At 39.1% G+C, this 26,623-nt stretch carries 24 protein-coding genes; 16 read left to right on the top strand and 8 right to left on the bottom strand.

The genetic code is table 11. The features are described 5' to 3' along the window. Positions 1–108 precede the first annotated feature (108 nt). Genes BLS35_RS11560 through BLS35_RS11535 form a run of 6 tightly spaced genes read left to right on the top strand, consistent with a single transcriptional unit; the run spans position 109 to position 9,525 of the window. Positions 109–3,402, top strand: a complete 3,294-nt coding sequence (locus BLS35_RS11560; protein WP_165973294.1) for a SusC/RagA family TonB-linked outer membrane protein — start codon at positions 109–111, stop codon at positions 3,400–3,402. Between the two features lie 10 nt (positions 3,403–3,412). Continuing rightward, positions 3,413–4,846 carry a RagB/SusD family nutrient uptake outer membrane protein gene (locus BLS35_RS11555; protein WP_090781061.1) on the top strand — a complete coding sequence of 478 codons (1,434 nt, stop codon included), beginning with the start codon at positions 3,413–3,415 and terminating at the stop codon, positions 4,844–4,846. A 33-nt stretch (positions 4,847–4,879) separates the two neighbouring features. Further along, positions 4,880–5,644: a DUF4843 domain-containing protein gene (locus BLS35_RS11550; RefSeq protein ID WP_090781059.1), complete on the top strand. Its 765-nt coding sequence runs from the start codon at positions 4,880–4,882 to the stop codon at positions 5,642–5,644. A 25-nt stretch (positions 5,645–5,669) separates the two neighbouring features. Next, complete coding sequence (locus tag BLS35_RS11545; RefSeq protein WP_090781057.1) at positions 5,670–7,190, top strand: PKD-like family lipoprotein; 1,521 nt, start codon at positions 5,670–5,672, stop codon at positions 7,188–7,190. Positions 7,191–7,209: 19 nt separating this feature from the next. Beyond that, a complete protein-coding gene (locus tag BLS35_RS11540) occupies positions 7,210–8,598 on the top strand; it encodes a TlpA family protein disulfide reductase (RefSeq protein WP_254778839.1) in 1,389 nt (462 codons plus the stop codon). Next, on the top strand, positions 8,599–9,525 hold the full coding sequence (locus tag BLS35_RS11535) for a retropepsin-like aspartic protease (RefSeq protein ID WP_090781056.1): 927 nt from the start codon (positions 8,599–8,601) through the stop codon (positions 9,523–9,525). On the opposite strand, the gene BLS35_RS11530 is transcribed toward BLS35_RS11535, so the two are convergent. Together BLS35_RS11530 and BLS35_RS11525 are read right to left on the bottom strand one after the other, a co-directional pair. Continuing rightward, a complete protein-coding gene (locus BLS35_RS11530) occupies positions 9,483–9,794 on the bottom strand; it encodes a hypothetical protein (RefSeq protein WP_090781053.1) in 312 nt (103 codons plus the stop codon). The genes BLS35_RS11535 and BLS35_RS11530 overlap by 43 nt on opposite strands. A gap of 6 nt (positions 9,795–9,800) precedes the next feature. After that, entirely contained in the window at positions 9,801–10,520 is a 720-nt protein-coding gene (locus tag BLS35_RS11525; protein ID WP_090781051.1) for a pirin family protein, read from the bottom strand. A gap of 155 nt (positions 10,521–10,675) precedes the next feature. On the opposite strand from BLS35_RS11525, the gene BLS35_RS11520 reads away from it, so the two are divergent. The 4 genes from BLS35_RS11520 (at position 10,676) to BLS35_RS11505 (ending at position 15,191) form a co-directional block, all read left to right on the top strand. Next, entirely contained in the window at positions 10,676–12,214 is a 1,539-nt protein-coding gene (locus tag BLS35_RS11520) for a SulP family inorganic anion transporter (RefSeq protein ID WP_090781048.1), read from the top strand. A 115-nt stretch (positions 12,215–12,329) separates the two neighbouring features. After that, the gene (locus BLS35_RS11515) at positions 12,330–13,490 is read left to right on the top strand and encodes a glycosyltransferase family 87 protein (RefSeq protein WP_090781047.1); all 1,161 of its coding nucleotides are present in this window, start codon (positions 12,330–12,332) and stop codon (positions 13,488–13,490) included. Beyond that, the gene (locus BLS35_RS11510) at positions 13,474–14,418 is read left to right on the top strand and encodes a glycosyltransferase family 2 protein (RefSeq protein WP_254778837.1); all 945 of its coding nucleotides are present in this window, start codon (positions 13,474–13,476) and stop codon (positions 14,416–14,418) included. Before BLS35_RS11515 ends, BLS35_RS11510 begins: the two co-directional genes overlap by 17 nt. Continuing rightward, entirely contained in the window at positions 14,418–15,191 is a 774-nt protein-coding gene (locus tag BLS35_RS11505; protein ID WP_090781045.1) for a polysaccharide deacetylase family protein, read from the top strand. Before BLS35_RS11510 ends, BLS35_RS11505 begins: the two co-directional genes overlap by 1 nt. Here BLS35_RS11505 and BLS35_RS11500 read toward each other — a convergent pair whose 3' ends face one another. Next, positions 15,192–15,677, bottom strand: coding sequence for a GtrA family protein (locus BLS35_RS11500; RefSeq protein WP_132225981.1), 486 nt, complete (start codon positions 15,675–15,677; stop codon positions 15,192–15,194). It lies immediately after the preceding gene. A 119-nt stretch (positions 15,678–15,796) separates the two neighbouring features. Between BLS35_RS11500 and BLS35_RS11495 the strand changes: the two genes are divergently transcribed. The 4 genes from BLS35_RS11495 (at position 15,797) to BLS35_RS11480 (ending at position 21,552) form a co-directional block, all read left to right on the top strand. Next, positions 15,797–16,192, top strand: a complete 396-nt coding sequence (locus BLS35_RS11495) for a hypothetical protein (protein ID WP_090781040.1) — start codon at positions 15,797–15,799, stop codon at positions 16,190–16,192. A gap of 105 nt (positions 16,193–16,297) precedes the next feature. Next, positions 16,298–16,786 carry a DUF3347 domain-containing protein gene (locus tag BLS35_RS11490; RefSeq protein ID WP_090781038.1) on the top strand — a complete coding sequence of 163 codons (489 nt, stop codon included), beginning with the start codon at positions 16,298–16,300 and terminating at the stop codon, positions 16,784–16,786. Between the two features lie 284 nt (positions 16,787–17,070). Beyond that, a complete protein-coding gene (locus BLS35_RS11485; RefSeq protein ID WP_371328244.1) occupies positions 17,071–19,200 on the top strand; it encodes a multicopper oxidase family protein in 2,130 nt (709 codons plus the stop codon). 18 nt (positions 19,201–19,218) lie between these two features. Beyond that, a complete protein-coding gene (locus tag BLS35_RS11480) occupies positions 19,219–21,552 on the top strand; it encodes a copper-transporting P-type ATPase (RefSeq protein WP_090781036.1) in 2,334 nt (777 codons plus the stop codon). Positions 21,553–21,573: 21 nt separating this feature from the next. On the opposite strand, the gene BLS35_RS11475 is transcribed toward BLS35_RS11480, so the two are convergent. Genes BLS35_RS11475 through BLS35_RS11460 form a run of 4 tightly spaced genes read right to left on the bottom strand, consistent with a single transcriptional unit; the run spans position 21,574 to position 24,730 of the window. Further along, positions 21,574–22,890: a sensor histidine kinase gene (locus tag BLS35_RS11475; RefSeq protein WP_090781034.1), complete on the bottom strand. Its 1,317-nt coding sequence runs from the start codon at positions 22,888–22,890 to the stop codon at positions 21,574–21,576. 1 nt (position 22,891) lies between these two features. Further along, positions 22,892–23,566: a response regulator transcription factor gene (locus BLS35_RS11470; RefSeq protein ID WP_090781033.1), complete on the bottom strand. Its 675-nt coding sequence runs from the start codon at positions 23,564–23,566 to the stop codon at positions 22,892–22,894. Positions 23,567–23,577: 11 nt separating this feature from the next. Beyond that, positions 23,578–24,423 carry a hypothetical protein gene (locus BLS35_RS11465; RefSeq protein ID WP_254778832.1) on the bottom strand — a complete coding sequence of 282 codons (846 nt, stop codon included), beginning with the start codon at positions 24,421–24,423 and terminating at the stop codon, positions 23,578–23,580. Positions 24,424–24,433: 10 nt separating this feature from the next. Then, on the bottom strand, positions 24,434–24,730 hold the full coding sequence (locus BLS35_RS11460) for a hypothetical protein (RefSeq protein ID WP_090781031.1): 297 nt from the start codon (positions 24,728–24,730) through the stop codon (positions 24,434–24,436). Positions 24,731–24,892: 162 nt separating this feature from the next. Here BLS35_RS11460 and BLS35_RS11455 point away from each other — a divergent pair, with 162 nt between their 5' ends. Together BLS35_RS11455 and BLS35_RS11450 are read left to right on the top strand one after the other, a co-directional pair. Then, positions 24,893–25,693, top strand: coding sequence for a DUF4382 domain-containing protein (locus tag BLS35_RS11455; protein ID WP_090781029.1), 801 nt, complete (start codon positions 24,893–24,895; stop codon positions 25,691–25,693). A 54-nt stretch (positions 25,694–25,747) separates the two neighbouring features. Then, complete coding sequence (locus tag BLS35_RS11450; protein ID WP_090781027.1) at positions 25,748–26,263, top strand: hypothetical protein; 516 nt, start codon at positions 25,748–25,750, stop codon at positions 26,261–26,263. Positions 26,264–26,467: 204 nt separating this feature from the next. Here BLS35_RS11450 and BLS35_RS11445 read toward each other — a convergent pair. Then, on the bottom strand, positions 26,468–26,623 hold a 156-nt coding region (locus BLS35_RS11445), incomplete at its 5' end, for a transposase (protein ID WP_175459569.1).

Below are 26,623 nucleotides of genomic sequence, written 5' to 3'. Positions count from 1 at the left end.
TTAGTCCAACCATTCAATATCAACTCAAACCATTTCAAAAGTATGAAATCAAATGCTTTTAACCTAGGCGTGCCAAATTTTTGGCTCCCGCCCAAATTATTATTGATTATGAAAATGATCATAATTATGATGACCATGTTTTTATTGCAGGTCAATGCCGCTTCTTTCGGCCAACGCGTAACGCTCTCTGAAAAGAATATTCCACTGAAAAAAGTGTTTAAGGAAATCAGAAATCAGACTGGTTATGATTTTTTGTATGATGCGGAAATTATGAAATCGGTGCATCCGATTGATGTCGATTTGAAGAATATACGCCTAGCGGATGCATTGATAAATTGCCTATATGGACAGAATCTTACCTTTGAAATAAAAGATAAATCCATCATTATCAAAAAGAATCTCCCCGAATCTGTAGTGGTACAGCAATTATCTGTGAGTGGGGTTATACTTGACGAAAGCAATGTTCCTATTTCGGGGGCCTCGATTAAAATTAAAGGTAATTTAAGCAGAGGAACCGTTAGTAACAAGGAGGGGCGGTTTTTAATTATGCCTGCTTCTGAAAATGATGTACTTATCATTTCCTATATCGGCTATGTTAGCCAGGAAATTAAAGTTAAAGGAGCTAAATCTCCCTTGACTATTAAATTGAAGATAGAAGAGAACGATATGAAAGATGTGGTAATTACAGGTACCGGTATTACCCGTAACAAAAACAGCTTTACTGGTGCAACAGCAACGTTTAGTGGGGATCAGCTAAAAAACATCGGTAACAATAATATTGTTCAGAGTTTAAGAACCCTGGATCCTTCTTTTGTGATCAATGTAAATAACCTGGCAGGTTCAAATCCGAACGTAATGCCGCAAATAGAAGTCCGAGGTAAATCCAGTGTGCCTTCTGCCAGTTTAAAAGATCAGTTTGGAGCAGATCCTAATCAGCCCTTATTTATTTTAGATGGATTTGAAGCTACCTTACAAACTATTGTTGATTTGGATATGAATCGTGTAGGTTCGGTAACATTGCTTAAAGATGCAGCTTCAACTGCCCTGTACGGTGCCAGAGCATCTAACGGAGTCGTGGTTATTGAGACCATTCGTCCTAAATCCGGTGAACTTCAGTTTACTTATACTAATGATTTTAGAATGGAGCTACCAGATATATCAGGGTATAACATGATGAACTCGGCCGAAAAACTCGAATTTGAACTTTTGTCGGGGCGCTATTCGGCCTTGGCAAGTGAGCCCAGTCTTCAAGTTTACCTGGACCAGCTCTATAATGATCATCTTTCTTCGGTAAAGAAAGGGGTAGACAGTTATTGGCTTAATGAGCCACTGCAAACAGGACTTTCAAATAACTCATCGATATTTGCACAAGGCGGAGATGCCAACTTCACCTATGGGGTGGGCATGAATTATAAGACACTAAGCGGGGCAATGAAGGGCTCGGGACGGGATAGCTATGGCGGTAGTATTAACCTGACTTATAGAAAAAACAGACTGAATGTCAATAATATTACTTTCATTAGAGGCTACTCCTCTACAGAATCTCCTTATGGTTCCTTTTCAAAATATGTCAACGCCAATCCTTACTTCATTAAAAACTCGACTGAAAGATATCTTGAACGGTCACACCCCTCTAATAGTCTTTTGAATTATGTGACAGTGCGAAATCCACTTTTTGATGCAGCTTTGCCTCAATATAACCGCGGTAAAAACCTTGAAGTACAAAATAACCTTAATATCGCCTATGATTTAACCAAGGAGTTAAAAATAGTGGGATCGTTGCAAATCACCAAAGGAAACACTACTACAGAAAGGTTTGAGGCACCTGAAAGCAGCACATTTGAAGATGTTGGTGTGCTTCAGAAAGGAAAATACACAAATAATAAGACCAACAATTTTAGTTATCAGAGTAATCTGTTATTAACTTATTATAAATCGATTGGAAAACATGTGATCAATGCCAATCTTCGGGGTACGATTAATGAAAATAGCATTCAGAATTTTTCTTCAAGTGCAGAGGGTTTTCCGGCCGGGAGTAATGGTAATCCTAGATTTGCCTATAGCTATGTTCAAAATAGTGCTCCAACAGCAGCAGCAGGGTTATATCGTACTCTAAACGGAACTTTTTCAGGAAATTATGCTTACGACGATCGCTATTTATTCGACGTTTCCTATCGTTTAGACGGGTCAACGGCTTTTGGTAACAACAAACAATTTTCTCCTTATTATGCAGTTGGAACTGGCTGGAATCTTAATAAAGAAGACTTTTTGATAAATACAAAATGGATAGACAGGTTAAAACTTTATGGAAATATTGGGGTGACTGGAAACCAGAACTATGGCAGTGTCACTTCTATTTCAGTGTATGACTATAACAGTAATGTCAACTATAATCAATTTGGCCAGGGTGTGAGTTTAACTACGCTTGGCAATCCCGACCTGCAGCCACAAAAGACGACCCAGATTAGCTTAGGCCTCGATTTTATATTTTTAAACAACAGGTTAAGTGGTTATATCAATGCCTATAATAAGAAGACCAATCCTCTTGTAGTAGGAGTAGATTTACCTTCTTCAACTGGCGTATTTAACTACCCGATGAATGTGGGTAATTTAACTTATAATGGGATGGAGTTTAAATTGTCTTATGCACCAATCTATAAACTTGATCAGCGAATTGTATGGATGTTAAGTGTTACCGGTGCTGCTTACAAAAGTAAATATGGAGGCTTCAGCAATACCTTAAACTCATTAAACAAAAAGCAGGAGCTGAGTAAATCATTGATCAGATTTAATGATGGGTACAGTGCAGAAGCTATTTGGGCTGCCCAATCATTAGGTATAGACCCAACAACTGGTAGAGAGGTGTTTTTGACTAAAGGTGGACAGTATTCTTTTGATTATAATGAAGGGAATATTCAGATGGTAGGTAATACTGTACCAACTATAGAAGGCGTAATGACCAGTAATTTTAGTTATAAAGGCTTTAATCTTGGTATTAATCTGCGTTACAGATTTGGATCTGATATATACAATACTGCATTGTTTAATAAAGTTGAAAATATAAGTTTTTCAGGGATTACACTGAACCAGGACAAAAGAGCTTTATATGACAGGTGGAAAAATCCTGGTGATGTAGCCCGTTTCAAGGCAATCAATATGACGACCGCAACACCAATTCAATCGTCTCGTTTCGTACAAAGGGAAAATACAATAGCCGCTGAGTCAGTTAGTTTGGGTTATACATTTGACAACAGAAACTGGATGAAAAAAATCGGAATCGGATCATTGAATTTCACAGCAATTTCTAACGAAACGTTCAGAATTTCTAGTGTCAGAAGTGAGCGTGGAATCGATTATCCGTTTGCCCGAACAGTATCATTAAGCATGAGAGCTTCATTTTAATTCATTTACAATGGAAAAGAAATATATCAAATTGATGACAACCCTGCTGCTATCAGTTATGGCTTTGTCATCCTGCAAAAAATACCTGAATATACAACCTGAAGACAAAGTTCTAGAGACCCAGGTATTCTCTACCGTTAGTGGAATTAATTCTGTATTGAATGGTTTTTACATTAATCTGGCCAATACCGATTCTTATGGGGAAAGTTTAACACTTTCTACCGTGGATGTGCTGGCACAACGGTACAATATACCTTCAACGCACGACTGGAATAAAATAGCCAGTTACGCTTATGCCGATGCACCCGCAACCACCAGGTTTGATGGTATCTGGACGAAAGCTTATACAAACATATTAAACGTTAATGGCTTCCTGGAGAATCTTGAAAAATACAAGGGGGTGTTGGATGCCAATACCGATTCCATTTACAGGGGTGAGGCCATTGGATTAAGAGCCATGCTGCATCTGGACGTGCTTCGTCTGTTTGGTCCCAGATACAATACAGCAGATTCCACAAAACAATCAATTCCTTATTATACCAGCTCGGAATCGGCGATTAATCCCTTGTTACCGGCAAATCACGTCATGCAAAAGATTCTTGCAGATCTGGCCCATGCAGAGCAACTTCTAAAGACCGACCCGATCATAACAGGTGGAGTTAATATTCCAGAATACGGCGCTGAAGTCAATTTCTTTAACAACAGTCGAAATTACAGACTTAATTACTATGCAGTTAAAGGGTTACAAGCTAGGGCCAATATGTACCGTGGCGACAAAGTTTCTGCCTTATCAGCTGCTAAAGCAGTCATACAAAATGGAGATAAATTTCCATGGACAACTTTGCAAAATGCGTTAAGTGAAAAAATTAATCCTGATAGGGTGTTTACCTCAGAGATGATTTTGGGCGTCCAAAACACACAGCTTTATAACAGATACAATCTCATATTTGATCCTTCAGTAGCAGATGCTAAAATTCTTGCTCCGGCTGCTACCAGGCTTTCGGCAGTATTTGAGTCTAATGAAAGCGACTACCGTTATAACTTGAACTGGCAGATTCCAACAACCGGTATTAAAAGCTATAGGACATTCTTTAAATACGCTGACGTTGTAGAAAAGAAAATGATGTTCCGTTACGCCATTCCCTTGTTAAAAATCAGTGAGCTATATTATATAGCTGCAGAATGTGAGCCCGTTGCGACTGAAGCTATTAAATATCTGAATACCGTACGCTTAAACCGTGGCCTTGGTAATCTGGCTGCAACAGTAAATATAAATACGGAACTGCAGAAGGAATACCAAAAAGAGTTTTTTGGAGAAGGTCAGTTGTTCTATTATTATAAAAGAAGAAATATAACATCTGTGGGCAGTGGCACGGGTAGTGGTAACATCACTATCGGTTTCGTGGTGCCGCTTCCGGCCTCGGAGAGCCAATACCGTCAATAATATTTAATAATCCTACACTAAAATATACATTCGATGAAAAGAATTACAGTACATATTTCAGTTTTGTTGCTTTTAATTACCATGTTTTCCTGTAAGAAGCAAGAACTGAAGACTTATGAAGGGTTACCTTCTGTCTATTTTAATGAAACAAATAGAAGATTGAAGTTCCAGGGGGAGGTATTAACCGATTCCAGCGTTTTATCCTTTTCGCTGGCAAAAGTGAAAGATTCAGTCGTAACGGTGATTACAACCACTGTTAGTACCCCTAGTAGCCAGGACAGAACTTATGAACTTGTTATTGATCCAGCTTCAACAGCTATTGCTGGTACCCATTATGACGTGCTGCCAAAGGTATTCACAATTAAGAAAAATACGGTTACTGATACCGTCAGGATAAAGTTCTTTCGTACTACAGATCTGCAAACTAAGGGCGTTACCCTATTTTTTGATCTGAAACCAAATGAGAACTTTAGTACCCCAATGATTGATAAGACAATCAATGCGACGACAAAGCAGAAAATAAGCTATATAAAATACAGGTATTTTATTAATGACATCATTAAGAGGCCGGGGCGTTGGCTGGATGGTTATCTTGGGAAATTTAGCCGGAAAAAGCTGGAGCTGATGACTACAGTTTTGAATGTAGATCCCGCATATTTAGATACATCAGTCCAGATCGGGGAAACTTTAGGCTACGGCTTATACATGCAGCGCTACCTGAACGAAATGCGCTTGGCAGGAAAAACTGTATATGAGGACGACGGCACAGAAATGGTGATGGGCCCATCTGCTCAATAGTATTTATCTCTTTTAATTAAAAGTTATGTTAAAAAAAATATATAAGCTATTCGTTATTGCCACATTGGCAGCAACCACCCTGCTTTCCTGTAAAAAGGATTTGGGTAATTATAATTACAATGAAATAAATGAGGTGGTCAAATTTGGTGGAATTACCGACAACATAACCGCAACTTTTGGCAAACGTCTTCAGATCAATCCAGAACTTACATTTAGTTTAGATGCGGGAACAGATGTCAATAAATATAGTTATGAATGGGCTTACATCTCTCCAAATGGAGGTGGAGGAGTTGTAATGAAAATTCTGGCGACGACTAAGAACCTTGATGTTTTACTGCCATTGATAGCCGGCACATATGAATTTTACTATGGGGTAACTGATAATGCTAGTGGGGTTAAATACCGTAAGAAATTCTTTTTGAAAGTTGTTAACGAAATCAATGAAGGTTGGTTCCTGATGTGTGATGTAAACGGAACAGCCCGCGTAGATATGCTTTCCAAAAAGACAACAGGTGAGTTTGAATTGATCAAAGATTTATTGGGAACCACCTCGTCAGAACTCACATTAAAGGGCAAGCCGATTATGACCTATAGTTATAATACCGGATTATTGCTTGGACCAGATAAAATATCTTACGGTATTTATTTTGGTACAGATCAAAGCACGGAGAAGGTGGAGCCTAATACCTTTAAATGGACACCCACAATGGGCTTAAAAAATGAAATGTACGGAGATATACCGGCAGGATTTTATGCAGATGAAATCAGAAATGCAGGGGGGAATGCAGCTTATATGGTTGGCAAAGAGAATGCTTATTATTACTATCGGCCTCAAAATATTTATTTTACAGCTCCTATCAGTTACATAGCTGCAGAACAAAAGGCTATAAAAGTGGCTCCATTTATTGCAAGTCAGCCTGTAAGTGCAGATCACGCCATTTTTTATGATAAAGTTAACAGACGGTTCATTAAGCATGTAGGACAAGCTCCAACCAGTACCGTAATTCAGGATCCTACGATTGACCTTAAGAAATTTAGCTTTAGCACAGGAATGGATATGGTTTATATGAAGTGGGTCAGATTTAATGGAGGTGAAGTGTTTTCTATTTTAAAGGACCCAGGTACGGCTAAACTTTACCTTGCCCGTTTTAGAAGCAGCGATAACCTTCAGTCTTATTTCGCTGAGATAACTGCTGCTGATTTTGCAAAAGCAGAGTTTTATGCGGTAAGCCCGGATTTGGGATATATCTTCTATAGTGTCGCTGGAAAAGTGTACGAATATGATATGTCTGCCAAACAAACTAAAATGATGCTGGACCTTGGGGCTAAAAAGGTATCGCTTCTGAAGTTCTATGAATTTAATAGCACAGTTAAATACCCGGATTTGAATAAACTAATGGTGGCAAGTTATGATCCTGCAAAGCCCGAGGGGGAAAATGGATCACTTAGCCGATATGATGTCCCTCCGATAATGGGAGATCTGGTACTGTTGGACACTTATACGGGCTTTGGAAAGGTCCAAAGCATAAATTACAGAGAGCGCTAATATCTAAATAATGAAAAAAATGAATTCGAATATTAAAAAGTTAGCTGTCGCAGGGTTGTTGTCTTTAACAACAGTGACTGCCTTTGCCCAAACCCCGGTTGAAGTAACCGGCTTGTTAAAAAAGAAACGCCCTGCAGTAAAACTATTCAAGGTTGATGAAGGAAAAACAATCGAAATTGCCAGCTCGGTACCAGCTGAGGATGGTAAATTTGGCTTCTTGTTTTACCCTGGCTATGAAGGTCTGTACGTAATTGGCACCGGAACCGCAGTAAGCCCTAACGAAAATTACAGGTTTTACCTGAAAGCCGGAGATAAGCTGTCGTTAACGCTTGATGAGAAAAATTACGAGCTTACCGGAAAAAACAACACTGAGGAAAACCTTTTGCTGGATCAATGGAATAAACTAAGTGATCCTATCTACCAGAAGTCTATTAATTTTATGGGCGTAAATAGCACTTTCGTAGACTTCTTTCCTGACTTGGAAACAATTGCTGCACAATCCAGAACATTTTTAAACGGAAAAACTACCAAAAATAAAAAGTTCAATCAGCAGATGAAGGACATCATTCAGTTGGATATGGTAAACTATGCCACTAATTTTCTGAACACGCCGCGTTCTGCGCATCCTTCGGTTGAAGAGTACAGTCCTTACTATGCTACGCTTAAAGCAAAGGATCTGGCAAAAAATACAAGCCTGTTATATAGCTATCCATGGGGCAGTAGGGTTTTAAGTGCGACTATCAGCGTAAACTTGAGACAGCAGAATATAAAATATGCTCCTGGTTTGGAAGGGCTTAAAAGCACACTTTCTTTTATACCCAACGATACGCTTAAAGGAGATGCTGTATTGGAAACTGCTATGAGGTATAAAAATTATACTGACTACAAAGACCTGATGGATGCTTACAGAAAATATATATTGACCGCTGGTCAGAAGAAAAGAAACCTGGATATCGCGACCCCTTTACTTACGCTAAAACCTGGTGATGATGCTTATGCGTTTTCTTATCCAGATAAAGAAGGTAAAACAGTGTCTATGGCTTCATTAAAAGGTAAAGTTGTGCTGGTAGATGTTTGGGCCACCTGGTGCGGTCCTTGCAAAGCAGAAATTCCTCATCTTAAGAAACTTGAAGAGGAAATGAAAGGAAAGGATGTGGAGATTATCAGCTTATCAACCGACGCCCCTAAAGACAAAGACAAATGGCTGAAGATGATCCAAGACGAAAAGCTAGGTGGCACACAATTATTTGCAGGTGGCCCTGGAAATGAGTTTTCACAATACTATAAGGTGAATACTATTCCGCGTTTCCTGGTTTTTGACCGCAAAGGGAAAATCGTAACGGTAGATTCACCCAGACCATCTAATCCGGAGCTTAAAGCTTTACTTGAAAAAACCTTAGCGAAATAAATGGATAACCTTAGATTTAAGTTATTTGTCATATTCTTACTTTGCCTGCAGCAATTTGCTATCGCGCAGCAGCAGGCAAAGTTAGTTGCCAAAATTCCATTCGAAAGTCGCAATGGCACCATTATCCTTACCGTAAAACTAAATGATTTTCCCCGTCCATTAAAGCTGCTGTTTGACACAGGGGCCGATGGGATGGCTGTAGGAGCAGGTCTGGCAGATTCTATCGGTTTAAAGGTTACCCGTACTCAGAAAGCTTCAGTAGTAGGTGGATCTATGGACATTTCAATTTCCAGCGGAAATACAGTACACATGGGCAGTTTTGATTTTAAAAATCAGAGTATCGCTATATTCAAGGAAATGCATAAAGAGGGAACCGATGGGATCATCGGTAATACGCTGGCCCGGCATTATATTGTTAAAGTAGATTATGACCGCAAGGAATTGCTGCTTTACAATTTCGGAGATTTTGAAGAAAAAGGAGGCACTGCCATTCCTTTTACCATTCCTGCCGGGTTGTTTATCATCCATGGAACGTTAAGCATTACAGCAGATCAGCCCCATACCGGTAATTTTGTCTTTGATACCGGCGCAGCTTACAACCTGATTTGTTTCCGTCCGTTTGTAAAGCAGCATAAGCTGCTGGTAAGTGGCTTCAAATCCGAAAGTCACGGGAGTACAGTAAGCATGGGAATGACCACCCCTACCTTCGCCGGAAAGGCAGCCGCATTTTCTTTTTCAAATGTACCGCCTCTTAAAAACATGTCGGTTACCCTTATGGCCGGAGGGGGCCAAACCGAAAGCTGGGATCCCGGCTTTGATGGTTCTATTGGTGTAGGACTGATTAGCAGGTATAACTTCAGTATAAATATGCAAAAGAAAGAAATCTATATTACTCCTAATCGAAATGCCGCCATAATCTCGCCATAAAGTAATCCGCTACCACCTCCGTAATGCTGAATAATTTTAAGGGCTGGCCTGACACGTATCAGGCCAGCCCTTAGTTTTTCCTCTGCTACAGCAGAGATCCCGTTACCCAGCAATACCAGATCTATGTGCGTATCCTTAACCATTACCAGTGCTTCTTCGTCCAGGCAGGTTGTAATTCCTTTCCACTCCTCCCTTGCATTTAAAAGGCGGTTCATGGTGTCGGTAATCTCCTGGTTACGACCAACGTATAAAATGGTCAGTTTTTTCATAGGGATTTATAGTTTCATTGGTACATCCATTAACAGTACTTCTGTGTCTGGCGTATTGAATTTAAAGCTAATTTTATCCGTATCCCATATACCCAATCCATCACGGGTACTCAGTTCATGTCCATCAATGGTTACGCTACCTTTAATAACGAAAGCATAAACCCCGTTTCCTTGTTTTTTGATCTGGTAATCGGTTTCAAAATTCTCATCAAAAGTACCTAAAGAGAACCAGGCATCCTGATGTATCCAAACTCCTGCATCATCCGGATCCGGAGATAAAATCTGCTGGAAGTTATTGTGTCTTTTGGTAATGTCCAGCGTAATCTGTCCATAGCGTGGAGTCACATTTTTTTTGTTGGGGAACAGCCATATCTGAAGTAATTTTACGGTCTGATCAGCGTTGCCGTTAAACTCGCTATGCTGTACACCCGTACCCGCACTCATCACCTGTATATCTCCGTGTTGTATGACAGAGGATGTTCCTAAACTGTCTTTATGTGCTAGCGCGCCTTCCAGAGGGATGGTAATGATTTCCATATTGTCGTGCGGATGTGTGCCAAACCCCATTCCCCCGTCAATACTGTCATCATTTAAAACCCGCAATACACCAAAGTGCATTCTTTCCGGATCGTGATAATTTGCAAAACTAAACGTATGATGAGCATTCAGCCAGCCATGATTGGCGTGTCCCCTGGTGCTCCCTTTATGTAAAACAAACTGTGCCATAAATTTCCTTTCTTATTTTGTAATACAAAAATAGGTATGGCCCGTTTGCCTGGCATTGATGTAAGATAAGAAAGATGATTGTCAGATGCCTTGTTGGCATAGCCCAAGGCCAAGCAGCAATATTTTCGTTACTTTTGATGTTCAAATATTAAAGAATGTCTTCTCCTATACGTTTTTTCGACTTTTCGCAAAAGATCAACTATAAAACTGAAATTCTGGCGGGAATCACTGTGGCCATGACTATGATGCCCGAATCCTTATCATTTGCCATTTTAGCGGGCTTTCCTCCATTGGTTGGTTTATATGCCGCTTTCATTATGGGGCTTGTTACTTCTATCTTTGGCGGCAGACCAGGCCTGATTTCGGGAGGAGCAGGTGCCACAGTCATCGTGTTGATTGCATTAATGAAGTCCAATGGTATCGAATATGTATTTGCTGCGGTAGCATTAGCAGGTATTATTCAAATTCTGGTCGGTCTATTCAAGTTAGGAAAATTCGTCAGATTAGTTCCCCAATCAGTAATGTATGGCTTTGTAAATGGATTGGCCGTTGTTATATTTATGGCGCAACTCGGACAGTTTAAAACGGTTGTAGATGGTGAATTAACTTGGTTAACGGGCGAACCCTTGTTGATCATGGCAGGTTTAGTCGCCTTAACTATCGCTATCGTGATTTTATTTCCTAAAATTACTAAAGCAGTACCACCTTCATTAGTCGCGATTATTGTTGTCTTTCTTATTGTTCTGGGCTTTGGTATACATACCAAAACAGTGAGTGATATTGCTTCAGTAAGTGGTGGTTTTCCACCTTTTCATATTCCAAATATCCCGCTAAACCTCGAAACTTTACAAATCATCTTTCCCTACGCTTTAATTATGGCAGGAGTTGGTTTAACAGAAGGCCTTTTAACCTTAAATCTGGTAGATGAAATCACTGGAACAAGGGGCAATGGCAATAAAGAATGTATTGCTCAGGGAAGTGCGAATATTTTAAATGGCTTTTTCTTTGGAATGGGAGGCTGCCCGATGATTGCACAAACTTTAGTAAACCTATCTGCGGGAGCAAGAGCAAGGTTATCGGGGATCATCGCATCCTTAACCATTCTATTAATTATATTATTTGGAGCACCACTCATTGGTCAAGTGCCAATGGCAGCATTAACCGGTGTGATGATCATGGTTGCCATAGGGACTTTCGAATGGATCAGCTTTAAAATTTTCAATAAAATGCCAAAGCAAGACGTATTTGTTGGGATTCTGGTCGCGGTGATAACGGTATGGCTTCATAATCTTGCTTTAGCTGTTTTAATAGGCGTTATTATTTCTGCCTTGGTATTTGCATGGGAAAGTGCCAAAAGAGTTAGAGCCAGGAAATACATTGATGAAAATGGGGTAAAGCACTATGAAATATATGGACCCTTATTTTTTGGATCTGTAGCAACCTTTAACGAAAAATTCGATGTATTAAATGATCCAGAAGAAGTGATCATTGATTTTAAAGAGAGCAAAGTTACGGATATGTCTGCAATAGAGGCGTTAAACAAATTAACTGAAAGGTATAATAAAGCAGGCAAAAAACTTCGATTAAAACATTTAAGTGATGATTGCCGTAGGCTGTTGAAAAACGCCGATGAAGTTATTTCAGTCAATATTTATGAAGATCCCACTTACTTTGTCGCCACAGAAAAATTATAATTTAATCCAACTTTAACATTCGGATTATTATTGTTATTTTAAATTGAGTTAATTTTGTAGGGCTTTTTTGAAATTAAATTAATAGTACTTACATTGTAACTTTTCAGGGACATAAATGACTCTTATAAAATCTTTATTAACAACTCCATCCAGTTTCAAACTGGACCGAAACAAGACTATATCGCTAAGCATTTGGCTCCTGCTTGCCGTTGCTTTAGCCGCACAATCGTTGATTACGCATAGGTATAACAATTACCTTATTTTTGAAAATACCTTCAGGAATCTGATCAATCAGACTTCCTTCTATGCTGAATATCCACAGTATCACTTCGATTCTAATCATTATGGGCCGGTCTTCAGCGTTTTTTTTATGCCATTTGCCTTGTTACCCAATGGTCTGGGATTATTTCTGTGGGATCTTTTCACTACGCTCGCACTGTTTTTTGCTATAAATACCCTTCCTTTAAAAAAGACAAACCTAATCTTCCTTATCGCGATACCATGCCTGATTTCCTCCTTACTCAGTGAACAATCAAATCCTCTAATTGCGTCAATTATTATTTTGAGCTATACGCAGTTGAATAAAAAAAGAGGTCTATGGTCTACGCTGTTTATTGTATTGGGAACGTTCATCAAGCTCTACGGTATTGTCGGACTTGCTTTCTTTTTATTCGTGAAGGATAAAAAGAGGTTTGTGCTTTACCTATTGATGTGGGCTGTAGTTTTCTTCGTATTGCCAATGTTTTTCTCCTCTCCAGAATTTATCATTAATTCATATAAGGGATGGGCGGTTTCACTCACCAATAAGAACGCAATCAATATATCGGATAATAATATTTCGATAATGGGCTTTTTAAGAGGTGCATTGTCTAATCCAGGCATCTCAAATCTCACATTCTTAATGATTGGTGGCGTTCTGTTCCTCATTCCTTATCTTAATTTTAAAAGATATGCGGATCAGAATTTTCAATTGCTGATTTTAGCTTCAACATTGATGTTTACCGTATTGTTCAGTACGGGATCGGAAGATTGCACTTATATCATAGCCATACCAGGTGTGGGGATATGGTACCTGCTAACAGAAAAGAAGATTTGGAAGCACTATTTATTGGGGCTAGTGGTCATATTCTCCTGTAGTTTCCCTCAGTTCTTATTTCATTCCTTAGCCTTAAAATATCCCATGCTGTCGATGATGCTGTGTGTGCCCTTTTTTGTGGTTTGGTTGCTTACCCTGGTCGACGCTTATAACCTAAAGACAAATGAATCAAATGCCTAAGCTGGTTTCAGTCGTTATTCCTGCTCATAACGAAGAGGATAACATCATTGTCATTGTTGATCGAATAGAAAAGGTTTTCGAGAAGCTGAACTATAGATTCGAGGTACTTGTCGTGGATGATGGAGGAACAGATAGAACTCTTGAAGTTATTGAAGAGCTGGCAAGGGTTAAAGATAATTTCTTCTACATCGAATTCTCCAGGAATTTTGGACATCAACCAGCATTGAAAGCAGGGCTTGATTTTGCAAAGGGCGATTGTGTGATTTCACTCGATGCTGATCTGCAACACCCACCTGAAATGTTTATTCAGATGCTCGAAAAATGGGAGGAAGGATACGATGTGGTTTATACGAGAAGAAAGGAAGATAAAAGGCTGTCCTACAAGAAACGAAAAACATCTGCTTATTTTTACAAGTTGCTTAATTTTCTTTCTGATATTGAGCTAGAACCTGGAACTGCTGATTTTAGGCTTTTGGACCGTAGAGCAATTGATGTCTTTAAAGATTTTAAAGAAAATGACTTATTCGTTCGAGGACTCGTCAAATGGCTCGGTTTTAGGCAGTTTGCAATTGATTATATACCCGAACAGAGATTTGCTGGGGCAAGTAAATACAATAGGAGTAAAATGATGCGTTTGGCCGTTCATGGGGTCACATCCTTGAGCATTAAACCGTTGCATATGGCAGTATATTTGGGCTTTTTCTTTTCATTTCTATCCCTGCTTTATATTCCATACGTCATACATGCGTTATGTATTGGCAAAGGGGTAAGTGGATGGGCCTCACTAATCAGTACCGTTGCATTTTTTGGGGGATTGCAGCTGATCATTCTGGGGATAATTGGAATATACATAGGAAAGATGTTTATGCAGACCAAAAACAGGCCAAACTATATCATCAGATCTACAAACATTGACAATATCAAATAATGGTACTACTTAGTTTTGACATTGAAGAATTTGATATGCCGTTTGAATATGGCAAAACCATTGATTTTGAGGATCAGATCACGATTTCTGTTCAGGGAACTAACGTTATCTTAGACTTGCTAAAAAAACATAATATAAAAGCTACCTTTTTTTCTACGGCAACTTTCGCAATCAACGCATCGGATATTATAGAAAGAATAAAGAATGAAGGACATGAACTCGCTTCACATGGCTATTACCATTCCAAGTTTGAGGTAACTGACTTGTTGGCTTCTAAATTGAAGCTTCAAGAGCTATTTGGCTCAGAAATTCATGGCTTTCGCATGCCCAGAATGATGCCAGTTGACGAAAAGGCAATTGAAGATGCTGGTTATTCCTATAACAGTTCGATTAATCCAACCTGGTTGCCTGGCAGATATAACAACCTACATATTTCCAGGACTTATTTTCGGCAGGGCAAAGTTTGGCAACTACCAGCATCGGTTAGTCCTACATTCAGGATACCTTTGTTCTGGCTTTCATTTCACAACTTCCCCTTATGGATTTACAAATATCTGGTAAAGAGAAGCTATAAAAATGATGGTTATGTAAACCTATATTTTCACCCATGGGAATTTACAGATCTGACTGATAAAAACAAGTATGGCTTTCCAGGGTATGTGAGCAAAAACTCCGGGGATTCAATGATCAGCAGAATGGATCTTTTAATGGCTTGGCTAAATAAACAGAGCTATAAGAATGGCACCAGCCATCAGTTTACAGCTAATTTATAACTACTTTTTTACCGTTTTGAAAGAGTAGTGGGTTTGAACCAAATAACTGATTAAGGAGAGGATAATGATGATGAATGCCTGCGAACCAGTTGCCCAAAGCTTGAAATATCCTATCAATAAATGTAATAGGAGATAATCTAAAAATATTGTGCTGAAAGTTAATGCGCCATAACGCATCAATTGTGTTTTCCCTTGAAGATTTGATTGTTGAAATACCACATACTTATTTAGGCAGAAACCTATTGGGAAGCTGACGGAAAGCGCAACAATATAAGAGGCAATATATCTGGTAATCGGAAGCCCCAATAGGTATATGATATCGGTATGAAATATAAGATTATAGCTAAGGGAGAAAATCAGAAGATTCAGCATGGCATTACTTCCCCCACATACCGCATACCTGAAAGTCTGTTGACCAACCACCTTCTTAAAGGGTGGATAGAAAAAGTCTATTAGAGTCAGTATGAAGGACCTTATTCGTTGCAAATTTTGTTCAGATTTGGCGGCAATATAGCTAAATAGATATGCTTAAGGTCAATTAGATATAAAAAAAACTCGAAATAGTGTAAATGTAATTTTGCATCTTTATATAGATTTGTATCATCATGAAAAGTAAAGCTATCTGTCTGTTAGTGATATTTTTACTCAATACCGTTGTTGGTTTGGGGTGTGCTTTAACAATGGAGGGAAATCATCATGATGAAAATCATTCTCATGCAGATAGGCACGGACAGAAGGATAAGCCAATAACAAGACTCATTTCTTCAACCGAAGATCATTGTTGCAAAACGTTGGTAAATGACTTGGTTGCCCAGAGCAAACTAATTCCAGACAGTGCTAAAGCACAGGTTGCTTTGTCTTTCATTTGGTTGCCTGATTTTTCTTATAAGTTGTTCGCTCCGTTAATCAGTACTCAACTGGAACAGCGTTTTTATGTAGACCATCGATCCCGACCGCCAAACGAAGACATCCGTATCGTTATTCAGAGTTTTCAGATATAAAATTTAATTGCTAGGAGTTGATTTATAGCGAACTAGTCTGTAAGTACATTTTTACCAGGCTATTGCTACGCACAAAAATTAGTATAAACATTAAATTATTGAATCATGAAAAATATATTTTTAGCAGTTGTCTTAATAGCTACTGCATGGATTAAACCTGTTTTCGCTCAAAATAATCAAACGCAATCATTATTAACTTCTTATTACGGCATCAAAAATGCGTTGGTGAATTCCGATGCCGCTGTTGCAGCTTCATCAGCGACTGAATTTTCTAAAACATTAGCCGAAATAGATCTGAAATCATTGTCTGGACAAGAAAAGACAGCTTTTATAGGCCTTAAAGATAAATTAGCACTTGGCGCTAAACAAATCTCCGAAAGCAAAGACCTATCCCAACAAAGAGCGCAATTCGCGAACTTTTCAGTTGATCTTTTTAAACTGGCCAAAACTGTAAAGCTTACTAATGAGGCGGTTTATTATGATTATTGTCCAATGAAAAAAAGTTATTGGCTTTCTGATAATGCAGCGATCAAAAATCCTTATTACGGTAAACAAATGTTAACCTGTGGGGCAATAAAGGAAACTTTAAAGTAATCCTGTTTGTTGATTGTACAGCTTCACCCTCATTTGGGGGTTGTGGCTGTACAATTGATTTTTAGATTTTATCAAATAATTCTGCTTTAGGATAGCAAAAATGCATTTGGGTTCAAAATTCAAAGGATAGTTTAAGTAAAAAGAATTTCTAACTAACCTTTAATCACATAGCAATGAAAAACATACTAATGGCTTTTTTATTGATCCTTTATTCTGCAGCTTCTGCGCAGGATATGAAGGGAATGAAAATGCCCATGAAAAATATGCCCCAAAAGAATGATGGAATGGGAAGAAAAACCATTTCAAGTAATCAACCCCCTCGGACAGTGCGTTATGACCTTTACATAGCAGACACTACGGTCACTTATGGAAAAAAAACAAAACGAGCAATTGCGGTAAACGGACAGATCCCAATGCCAACGTTAACCTTTACTGAAGGTGATACGGCATTGATATATGTACATAATAACCTGAAGGAAGAAACATCTCTTCACTGGCATGGACTGTTTCTGCCGAACAAAATGGACGGAGTTCCTTTCCTTACGCAAATGCCAATTATGCCAAATGCTACCTATGTCTATAAATTCCCTATCGTTCAAACGGGGACACACTGGTATCATAGTCATAGCATGTTTCAGGAGCAAATTGGTATGTATGGTGCTTTTATTCTCAACAAAAGGAAAGAGTGGGACATTCCAACAATTCCATTGGTCATCAGTGAATGGACGGATATGAAACCTGAGGAGGTAAACCGGAGTCTGAAAAATGCTAACGATTGGTTTGCCATTAAAAAGGGAACTACTCAAAGTTATGCAGAGGCCATCAGGTCGGGGCATTTCAAAACCAAAGTTGCCAATGAGTGGAAACGCATGAATGCTATGGATGTCAGCGATGTATATTATGATACCTTTCTAATCAATGGCAAGAACCAAAATGAACAACCTCAATTTAAAGCCGGAAATACAGTAAGACTTCGTATCGCTAATGGCGGTGCATCCGACTATTTTTGGCTCACTTACGCAGGAGGTAAAATCACTGTAGTGGCTTCTGATGGAAATGACGTAGAGCCTGTGGAAGTGGATAGGTTAATCATAGCCGCATCTGAAACTTATGATGTTGTAGTTAGCATTCCAGAAAATAAAAGCTATGAGTTTTTGGTAACACCCGAAGACCGGACAAAATCTGCTTCATTGTGGTTGGGCAAAGGAGAAAAAGTTCCAGCCCAGAAATTGCCAAAGCTGGAATATTTTGCCGGAATGAAGATGATGAACGACATGATGGATATGCGAGGTAACATGATCGAAATGAAGGGGATGAAAATGCAGAACCAGATCATGGATATGAATGCAGTTATGTATCCCGAGTCCTCAAACATCGTTACCTTAAATTACGGAATGCTTCGTGACCCGAAAAAAACAACCTTACCCAATGTTTCATGGAAGGAGCTAAAGTTTAATCTTACCGGGAATATGAACCGTTATGTATGGACTTTGGATAACAAAACTATTTCTGAAAGCGATAAAATTCTGATTAAGAAGGGTGAAAATGTGCGTATCATCTTATTCAATAATAGTATGATGCGTCATCCTATGCACCTTCATGGTCATGATTTTAGGGTGCTAAATGAGCAAGGGGAAAATGCTCCACTAAAAAATGTCTTAGACATTATGCCGATGGAAAGGGATACCATAGAATTTGCGGCTTCTGAAGCTGGTGGGGATTGGTTTTTTCACTGCCATATCCTATACCACATGATGAGTGGAATGGGACGTGTTTTCAGTTATGAAAACACAGCACCCAATCCTGAAATTCCTGATCCGAAAATGGCCCAGCGAATGTTGTTTCACGACGACCAGGCAATTCATCCTATGGCAAGAATAGGAATTGAATCCAATGGCAGTGATGGCGAAATTATGCTGTCCAACACCCGTTATCGTTTCACTGCAGAATGGAGAGTCGGCTTTGATAAAGAAATGGGTTATGAAACGGAAAGTCATTTTGGAAGATATATAGGTCGAAACCAATGGTTGTTCCCTTATATTGGCTGGGACCTTCGTAAAAGAACAGTTGACCCAATGGTCAAAAATATTTTTGGGCAATTCTTATCCCCAGCAGACAATCTTTTCGGACAAAGCAATACCAAAAATCTTAGACACGTATTTCATTTAGGGGTTCAGTATACTTTGCCAATGCTAGTTGTAGCAGATGCTTCATTAGATCATAAAGGAAATGTCAGATTTCAATTGAGGAGAGAAGACATACCTATTTCCGAAAGACTCCGGTTTCAATTCATGGTCAACACAGATAAAGAATATATGGCTGGATTTAGATACATCGTCACTAAGTATTTTGGTCTATCTACCCACTATGATAGTGATATGGGCTACGGGGCTGGAATCACATTAAATTATTAACTTATTAATCATCTTATCATGAAACCTACCGAAGACAAGCATGCTGATCACCAGAGCCATTCAAACCACCAGCATCATGATAAAACTGCTGCGAAGCTGAATAACGAAGAAGCAGGAGGCGTATACTATTGTCCAATGCATTGTGAAGGAGATAAAACATATAATAAACCTGGAACTTGTCCGGTTTGTGGTATGGATCTTTTAAAGGAGCCTGTGTTAAACAAAACGACACAGTTTACTTGCCCAATGCATCCTGAAATCATCAGAGATGAAGCCGGAGCCTGCCCTATATGCGGAATGGACTTGATCCCTATTGCCGGCACAAGTGAGGAAGAAGATAAGACCTACAAACAGCTGCTGACTAAGTTTAAGATAGCGGCCCTTTTTACTATCCCCATTTTTATGATCGCGATGACAGAGATGATCCCTAATAATCCACTATTCAGACTGATGGGGCTTGAATATTGGAACTGGCTGCAATTTGGACTTTCTCTTCCGGTAGTTTTCTATGCGACCCGGATGTTCTTTGAGCGGGCTTGGCGTTCCATAATAACCTGGAATTTGAATATGTTTACTTTGATTGGCATTGGTGCTGGGGTGGCCTGGCTTTTCAGTCTTGTAGCCCTTCTTTTTCCAGGTGTTTTTCCAGACCAATTCAAAACACATCATGGTACTGTTTATGTGTATTTTGAGGCAGCAACTGTTATTCTTACGTTGGTATTGCTTGGACAACTTTTAGAAGCCCGGGCACATAGTAGGACCAATAGTGCCATTAAAGAACTGTTGAAACTGGCTCCAAATACGGCCACAAAGATTGTAGGAGGTAAAGAATCTGTGGTTTCGATAGATGATATTCAGAAGGATGATATGCTGCGGGTAAAGCCAGGGGAGAAAATACCTGTTGACGGGAGTATCAAAGATGGAGAGGTTACCATTGATGAATCTATGATCACCGGGGAGCCTGTTCCAGTGGAAAAGGGGCCCGGAGATAAAGTAAGTTCGGGTACAATCAATGGGAATAAAACTTTTGTGATGCTCGCTGAAAAAGTAGGCTCAGAAACACTATTGGCCCAGATTATTGAGATGGTAAACTCTGCTAGTCGCTCCAAAGCACCGATTCAAAAGTTAGCAGATAAGATTTCAGGATATTTTGTACCCGTAGTGGTACTGATCGCCATCGCTACATTTGGAGTATGGGCAGTATATGGGCCTGAACCTTCCTATGTTTACGCCTTTGTAAATGCGATTGCTGTTTTAATCATTGCCTGTCCTTGTGCGCTTGGGCTTGCCACACCAATGTCGGTTATGGTAGGCGTAGGAAAAGGTGCTCAGTCTGGCGTGCTCATTAAAAATGCAGAATCCTTAGAGAAAATGAATGCCATCGATGTCGTGATTATCGATAAGACAGGAACGGTTACGGAAGGCAAACCATCAGTCGAAAACATTATTAGTGCTGATTCTGATTTTACCGAAAAAGATATACTTGAAAGAATCGTAGCACTGAACAGTAGTAGTGAACATCCTTTGGCCCAAGCTACACTAGACTATGGCAAAGAGAAAAAGGTTGGCATTAAGCCTATTTCAAATTTTGAGGCAGTAACAGGTAAGGGCGTAACGGGCGAGCTTGAGAGAGAAAAATTGGCTTTAGGCAACCGGAAGTTAATGGAGCATGTTAAAGCGAAAATTGCTCCTGAGTTGGAAGAACAAGCCAAAGCAGCACAAAAGCAAGGTAAAACAGTATCCTATTTGGCAGCTGGAAATAAAGCTATTGGCTTTGTGGTAATTTCTGATAAAATTAAAGCCTCCAGTGCAGCAGCTATCCATAAGCTTCAGCAAGAAGGGGTGAAGGTTATAATGTTTACCGGAGACAATGAAGATACCGCTGCAGCCGTAAGCAAAACTTTGAATCTGGATGGTTTCGAAGCGCAAATGTTGCCGGAAGATAAATTGAATGAAATAAAGAAATTACAGGCCGAAGGTAAAAAGGTCGCCATGGCAGGTGATGGCATTAACGATGCCCCTGCGTTGTCTCAGGCAGATATTGGAATTGCCATGGGCACAGGAACAGATGTAGCCATAGAGAGCGCCGCGATTACTCTAGTAAAAGGTGATTTGAATGGTATTGCAAAAGCAAGGTTGCTGAGCCATAAAGTAATGGGCAATATAAAAGGCAATCTGTTTTTTGCCCTTGGATATAATGTTTTGGGCATACCAGTCGCGGCGGGTCTTCTATATCCTTTTTTTGGGATCCTACTTTCACCTATGATTGCAGCGCTGGCGATGAGCTTTAGTTCCGTATCGGTTATTTTAAACTCTTTAAGGTTGAGAAGTGCAAAATTGGAGGATAGTTAGTAATTAAGCGGTGTCGCAATATCAATTTTTAGGGAATATTATTTTAAAAGTCGTACCCTCACCAATCTCAGATTGAACATTAATTTGTATTTGATGGTACATCGCAATACTTTTTACGATGGCTAATCCTAAACCATATCCTACATCACCAGATAGATTCGTTTTCATGAAACGGTCAAAAACAAATGGTAAGTCCTCTTTAGGAATTCCGATGCCAGTATCAGTAATAATAATCTCATAAGCGCCATTATTTAAGTAGCTGTCTTTTATAAAAATACTTCCCTCATTCCGATTAAACTTTATGGCATTGTGAATCAGATTAAAAAACAATTGAAACAACAAGTCTTTATTAACTCCTTCCAATATTGCCGCTGCTGAGACATTCAGAATAATTTTGATGTGTTTTTCCTCGAGTCGGTGACTGATCTCCTCTACAATCTCGTTAAATAGTATTAGCGGCTTTACCTGTTCCTTTCTGATGTATTGCTCATTTTCAATTCTGGAAATCAACAGCAGAGATTTGGTGATGTTTTTTAACCTGTCTACAGTTTTCATCATCTCTATGATAGCCAAAGTAGATGGCTCATCCAGGGTTTCGTCCGTAAGCAGATTTTCCATTTTATTCTGAAGAATACTTATAGGTGTCATTAGCTCATGGGAAGCATTAGATGTAAATTCCCTTTCCTTGTAAAAGGCTTCATTGATCTGATTCATTAAAAGGATTAGAGATTCATCCAGGTATTTAAAATCAGTTGTACTGGTTTGAACCCGTTTTTGCCCATCTTTAAACGGGAATTTCCGGTTTATTAGCTTTGTCTTTATAATTTTTGCCAGCGGACGGATCAACACACGAATAAAAGTAAGGTCAATGAGTATGGTCAGCCCAATCAGCGTGATCAACACATATAAGGCAAATCGTTGTAAAGGCTTGTTGTACTGATTGATACTTGCAGTTGTTTTGCCGATCTCCAATAGATAATTCTTATCCTTGTTTTTAAAGGTATAGCTCAGTACTCGATAGTTCAGTGTATCCCTTTCTATAAGACGTTGCGAATTTTTAATCGTATCCATGTTTAGGTTGGATTCTACCGGTAGTAAGGCTATGAACTCTTCCTTAAGCATCGTATAGCTGCCATAATTAGCCTCACCCTGAAAGTAATAGTCAGTGCCATTCTTTTTTATGATATCGAGCACTTTTTTCCGCTGCTGCTTTAAGGTATAATTGGTATATTCTGAAGCGATCTGTTTCACAAGAAATGGTAACGCCAGAACAAATAACAATACAATTACCAGTTTTGATCCGGTAATGAAAAGCGTAAGTTTAGTAGATAATTTCATGTTATTTTTTAATTCGGTAGCCTACACCACGCACTGTTTCCAGCCATTCTGTATCCGCCCATGTATTTAATTTTTTACGAATGTTCTTGATATGAGCGTCTATATAATTTGAATCGTAATCATCATTAACAAAGGTGCCCCAAATGTGCTCACTCAGTTGAGCACGGGTCAATACCCGATTTTTATGGAGTAGAAGATAACTCAGTAGGTCAAATTCTTTGCGAGAAAGTTCGATCTTTTCCGGGCCAAATGTGACTACTCTTTTTGGAAGATCTATATGGAATTCGCCAATAGATAATAATTCTTCGGTGATGCTGAATTTCCGGCGAGCAATGGCCTGCATTCTGGATTGCAGCTCTAAAAGGTAAAATGGTTTGGCCAGATAATCATCGGCACCAAGATCCAGTCCACTAATCCTGTCTTTTAGCTGAGTTCTTGCGGTAATAATGATATAAGCCGCGTCAGGATTGTTCTTTTTGGCTCTTTTCAGGATTTCCAATCCATCGCCGTCCGGCAAACTTAAATCTATTAATATAAAGTCGTATTTATTCAGTTCTAATTGTTCCAACCCGGTTTTGAAGGTATGCGCAATATCACATAGATAAAAGCTTTTTTTTAGAAAAGAATCCATTTCATGCGCCAGTGTTTTTTCATCCTCAACGATTAATACTTTCATAGGAATTTGGATTAAAACTGATAGTAAAAAGCCAGACCGAAAAACGATTGCTGATGTTTTAACTCAGCTTCGGCTTTAGGTCCAAGAACGGATAATTGATAACTAACTTCTGCGATATAATTGGCCCTACTTAAGCTAAGTGGGAGTTTAAAATTATAAGATAATAGATTAAAACTGTCAGAAGCTACCGTAGTGGTGATCGTTGAATTTGAATTCCCGGCTGAAACAGGAGCTTTGCCCTTTCCATTCGCTTTGTCCCGATTGTTCTTTTTTGTTGTATAGGTTTCATAAAAATGCCGTGTGCCTGCTACCAGTTCTATAGCAGGTTCTACTGAAAGGGCGTTTTTCTCATTAAATAAACTGCCTATGCTGATCTCTTTGGAATGCGTAAGGCTTAGAAAAATATCATTCTGTTGCCCAAAAGCATAGTCGGCACTAAATGAGCTTTTGAGCCAGGGCCAGCTATACTTAGCTGAGAAATTCAAATTGTTTTCGTTCGAGGCCTGTAATAATGGCGAGTTTGAAGGGAAAAAGGAACGTGTATAAGCTATTCCCGTGCTGAATTGATCATTAAAGTCATAATCAAAACCAGCTCCAAGATCTGTTTCAGATAAACCTCCACCATAATTTAAAAGCTTATATGAACCTGCAGAAAAATACAGGCCAATTGGAAACCTGACTGTTGCATTAATCAGGATATAAGGGAGCTTTTCATTCGTAGCTTGCCCATAATAACTCACGTTGCTGCTGTAGAGAGCGGCTAAAGTGAGGGTTGTTTTTTCAGTACTGTCCTGCTGTGCCTGCACAGTATAGGAAGCCATAGAAATCAAGACTAGTAGAAATATAAATCTCATCATAGGGTATGCACTACGGTCTTTTGATCTTTGGACGGATAACCTTTATAGGCTTTACTTTAATATTTGGTTTGACCACCACTACAGGAGGTCGGGTTTGTTTACGGGCTTTAGGTACTTCTCTGATATCGGGTTTATTGGGTTCCGGTTTCTGATCAGGTTTTTGTTTGTTATCCTTTTTCTCATCCTGTAATTGGTACTTAGCAGTATCGATTAAATTTCCTTTTTTCATCGGTACGCTCGCCCAAAGCAAAAAGGGGGCGGAAAAAATAAAAGTTAACAACGCCTTGAAAATGAGTGGTCTGTTCATTATGTAAATATAAAGATTTTGTCACCGTAACAAATGTCACCATTGAACATGAATTTAAGATGAAATTTTGGGGTCAAATAAACTCAGAATTTCATGTTGAATTCATGTTCGCACTGCAATTTTGAGTAACGAAAATGTTAATATTCACTAAAATCTAAAACTATGAAAAAGAGAATCATGTATTCTGGATTAGCCTGCTTTTTTGCAGGACTTGCGCTCTTTATTGGATGCAAAAAGGACAGTGATAGTTCTGCGAGCGGAACAACCAAAGTCGAGATCCGAATGACTGATGCACCTGGAAACTTTGACAAAATCAACCTGAGTGTTAAGGAAATCGTACTATTTTCAGATGGTAAGCCTTATACTTTTGCTTCCACTACAAATATTTTTAATATCCTGGATTTTAGAATTGGTAGCAGTAATCCTGATATTCTGGTTGCCTCAGGAGAAATGCCAAGCGGGGAAATCACTGAAATTAGACTAGTATTGAATGATTCAGGAAATACTATTGTGGTCGGTGGGGTTTCACAGGCACTCACTACTCCAAGTGGACAATCGTCTGGCTGGAAAGTTAAACTTAAAGCAAACCCATCATTGGTTCCGGGGGTAACGTATTCATTATTGCTTGATTTTGATGCGGCGAAATCTATTGTGAGCACTGGAAATGGTAAGTATTTGCTTAAACCTGTAGTTAGAGGGGTCACAGCAGCAACGTCGGGCTTAGTATCTGGAACTGTATTGCCGTTGTTGAGTCATCCAGAGGTGCTGGTAATTGCAGGAACTGATACCGTAGGTACAATTGCGGATCCTTTGACTGGTAAATTTACTGTTGGTGGACTTGGGGCAGGTAGCTATTCAGTAAAATTTGTTCCCGTAGTTGGCTACAGAGACAGTACCATTACAAATGTTAATGTGGCTCTTGGTCAAAACACCAGTTTAGGTACGATTACACTTAAGCAATAATAATAAATAACAATTACGTGATTCAATTGTTTATTAAGGTAACCGACTATAATTATGAAAAAAATATTTCTAACTCTTCTTATTGCAATTGGCTTTGTTTCGTTCCGGTCTTCTGCACAAGTGAGTATAAACGTAAATATCGGATCACAACCCCTATGGGGGCCTGTTGGTTACGATCATGTAGATTACTATTACCTTCCGGACATTGAGAGTTACTATTATGTACCAAAAAGACAGTTTATTTACATGGATAATGGTAGATGGAACTTTTCAGTATCATTGCCCTCCAGGTATAGCGGATACGATCTGTATAATGGGTATAAGGTAGTAATCAATTCAAGGGACGCCTATCATAATTTTGATAATGATAGGGTGCGCTATGGAAAATATAAAAAAGTAAAAGGGCAAAAGGTGATCAAATATAGTGACGATCCACGCTATTATGTAGTTAAAGGCCATCCTCATGGAATGTCTCCTGGACAAGCCAAAAAAATGTATTCAAAAGAGAATGGGAACGGCAAGGGGAAGGGTCATGGAGCCGGAAAGGGCAATGGAAAAGGGAAACATTAACCATTGTAAACAAGTTTTTTGATTATGTATAAAACTAGTAGCCGTCTCATAAGTCAATTATGAGACGGTTTTTTTATTGTGTTATTTTTTGAGTTATTAGCTACTTTTTTCAGATCAAAGCTACAAGTTTTGGTTGAACGTTGATTTGTGTATGCATCTATGTTCCCCGGTGTACTTTAGCATTAAACAACGATACAAAAAGCTTTACGCTTTCCATTTTTTTAAGTTGTGAGCGATGGAAAGCAACCCGACTTCTACTTCAGCCTTGCTTATCCCTTTCAATAAAAACCGTTTGAAGCCACGATTAGCTTTGATATGTGCAAATACGGGTTCTACATCGACGGGGCGTTGTTTACGATA

Origin of the sequence: Pedobacter sp. ok626, assembly GCF_900100435.1 — a bacterium.
Lineage (GTDB): Bacteria > Bacteroidota > Bacteroidia > Sphingobacteriales > Sphingobacteriaceae > Pedobacter.
The sequence above is the reverse complement of the archived record's forward strand: the minus strand, read 5'-3'. Positions and strand labels throughout refer to the sequence as shown.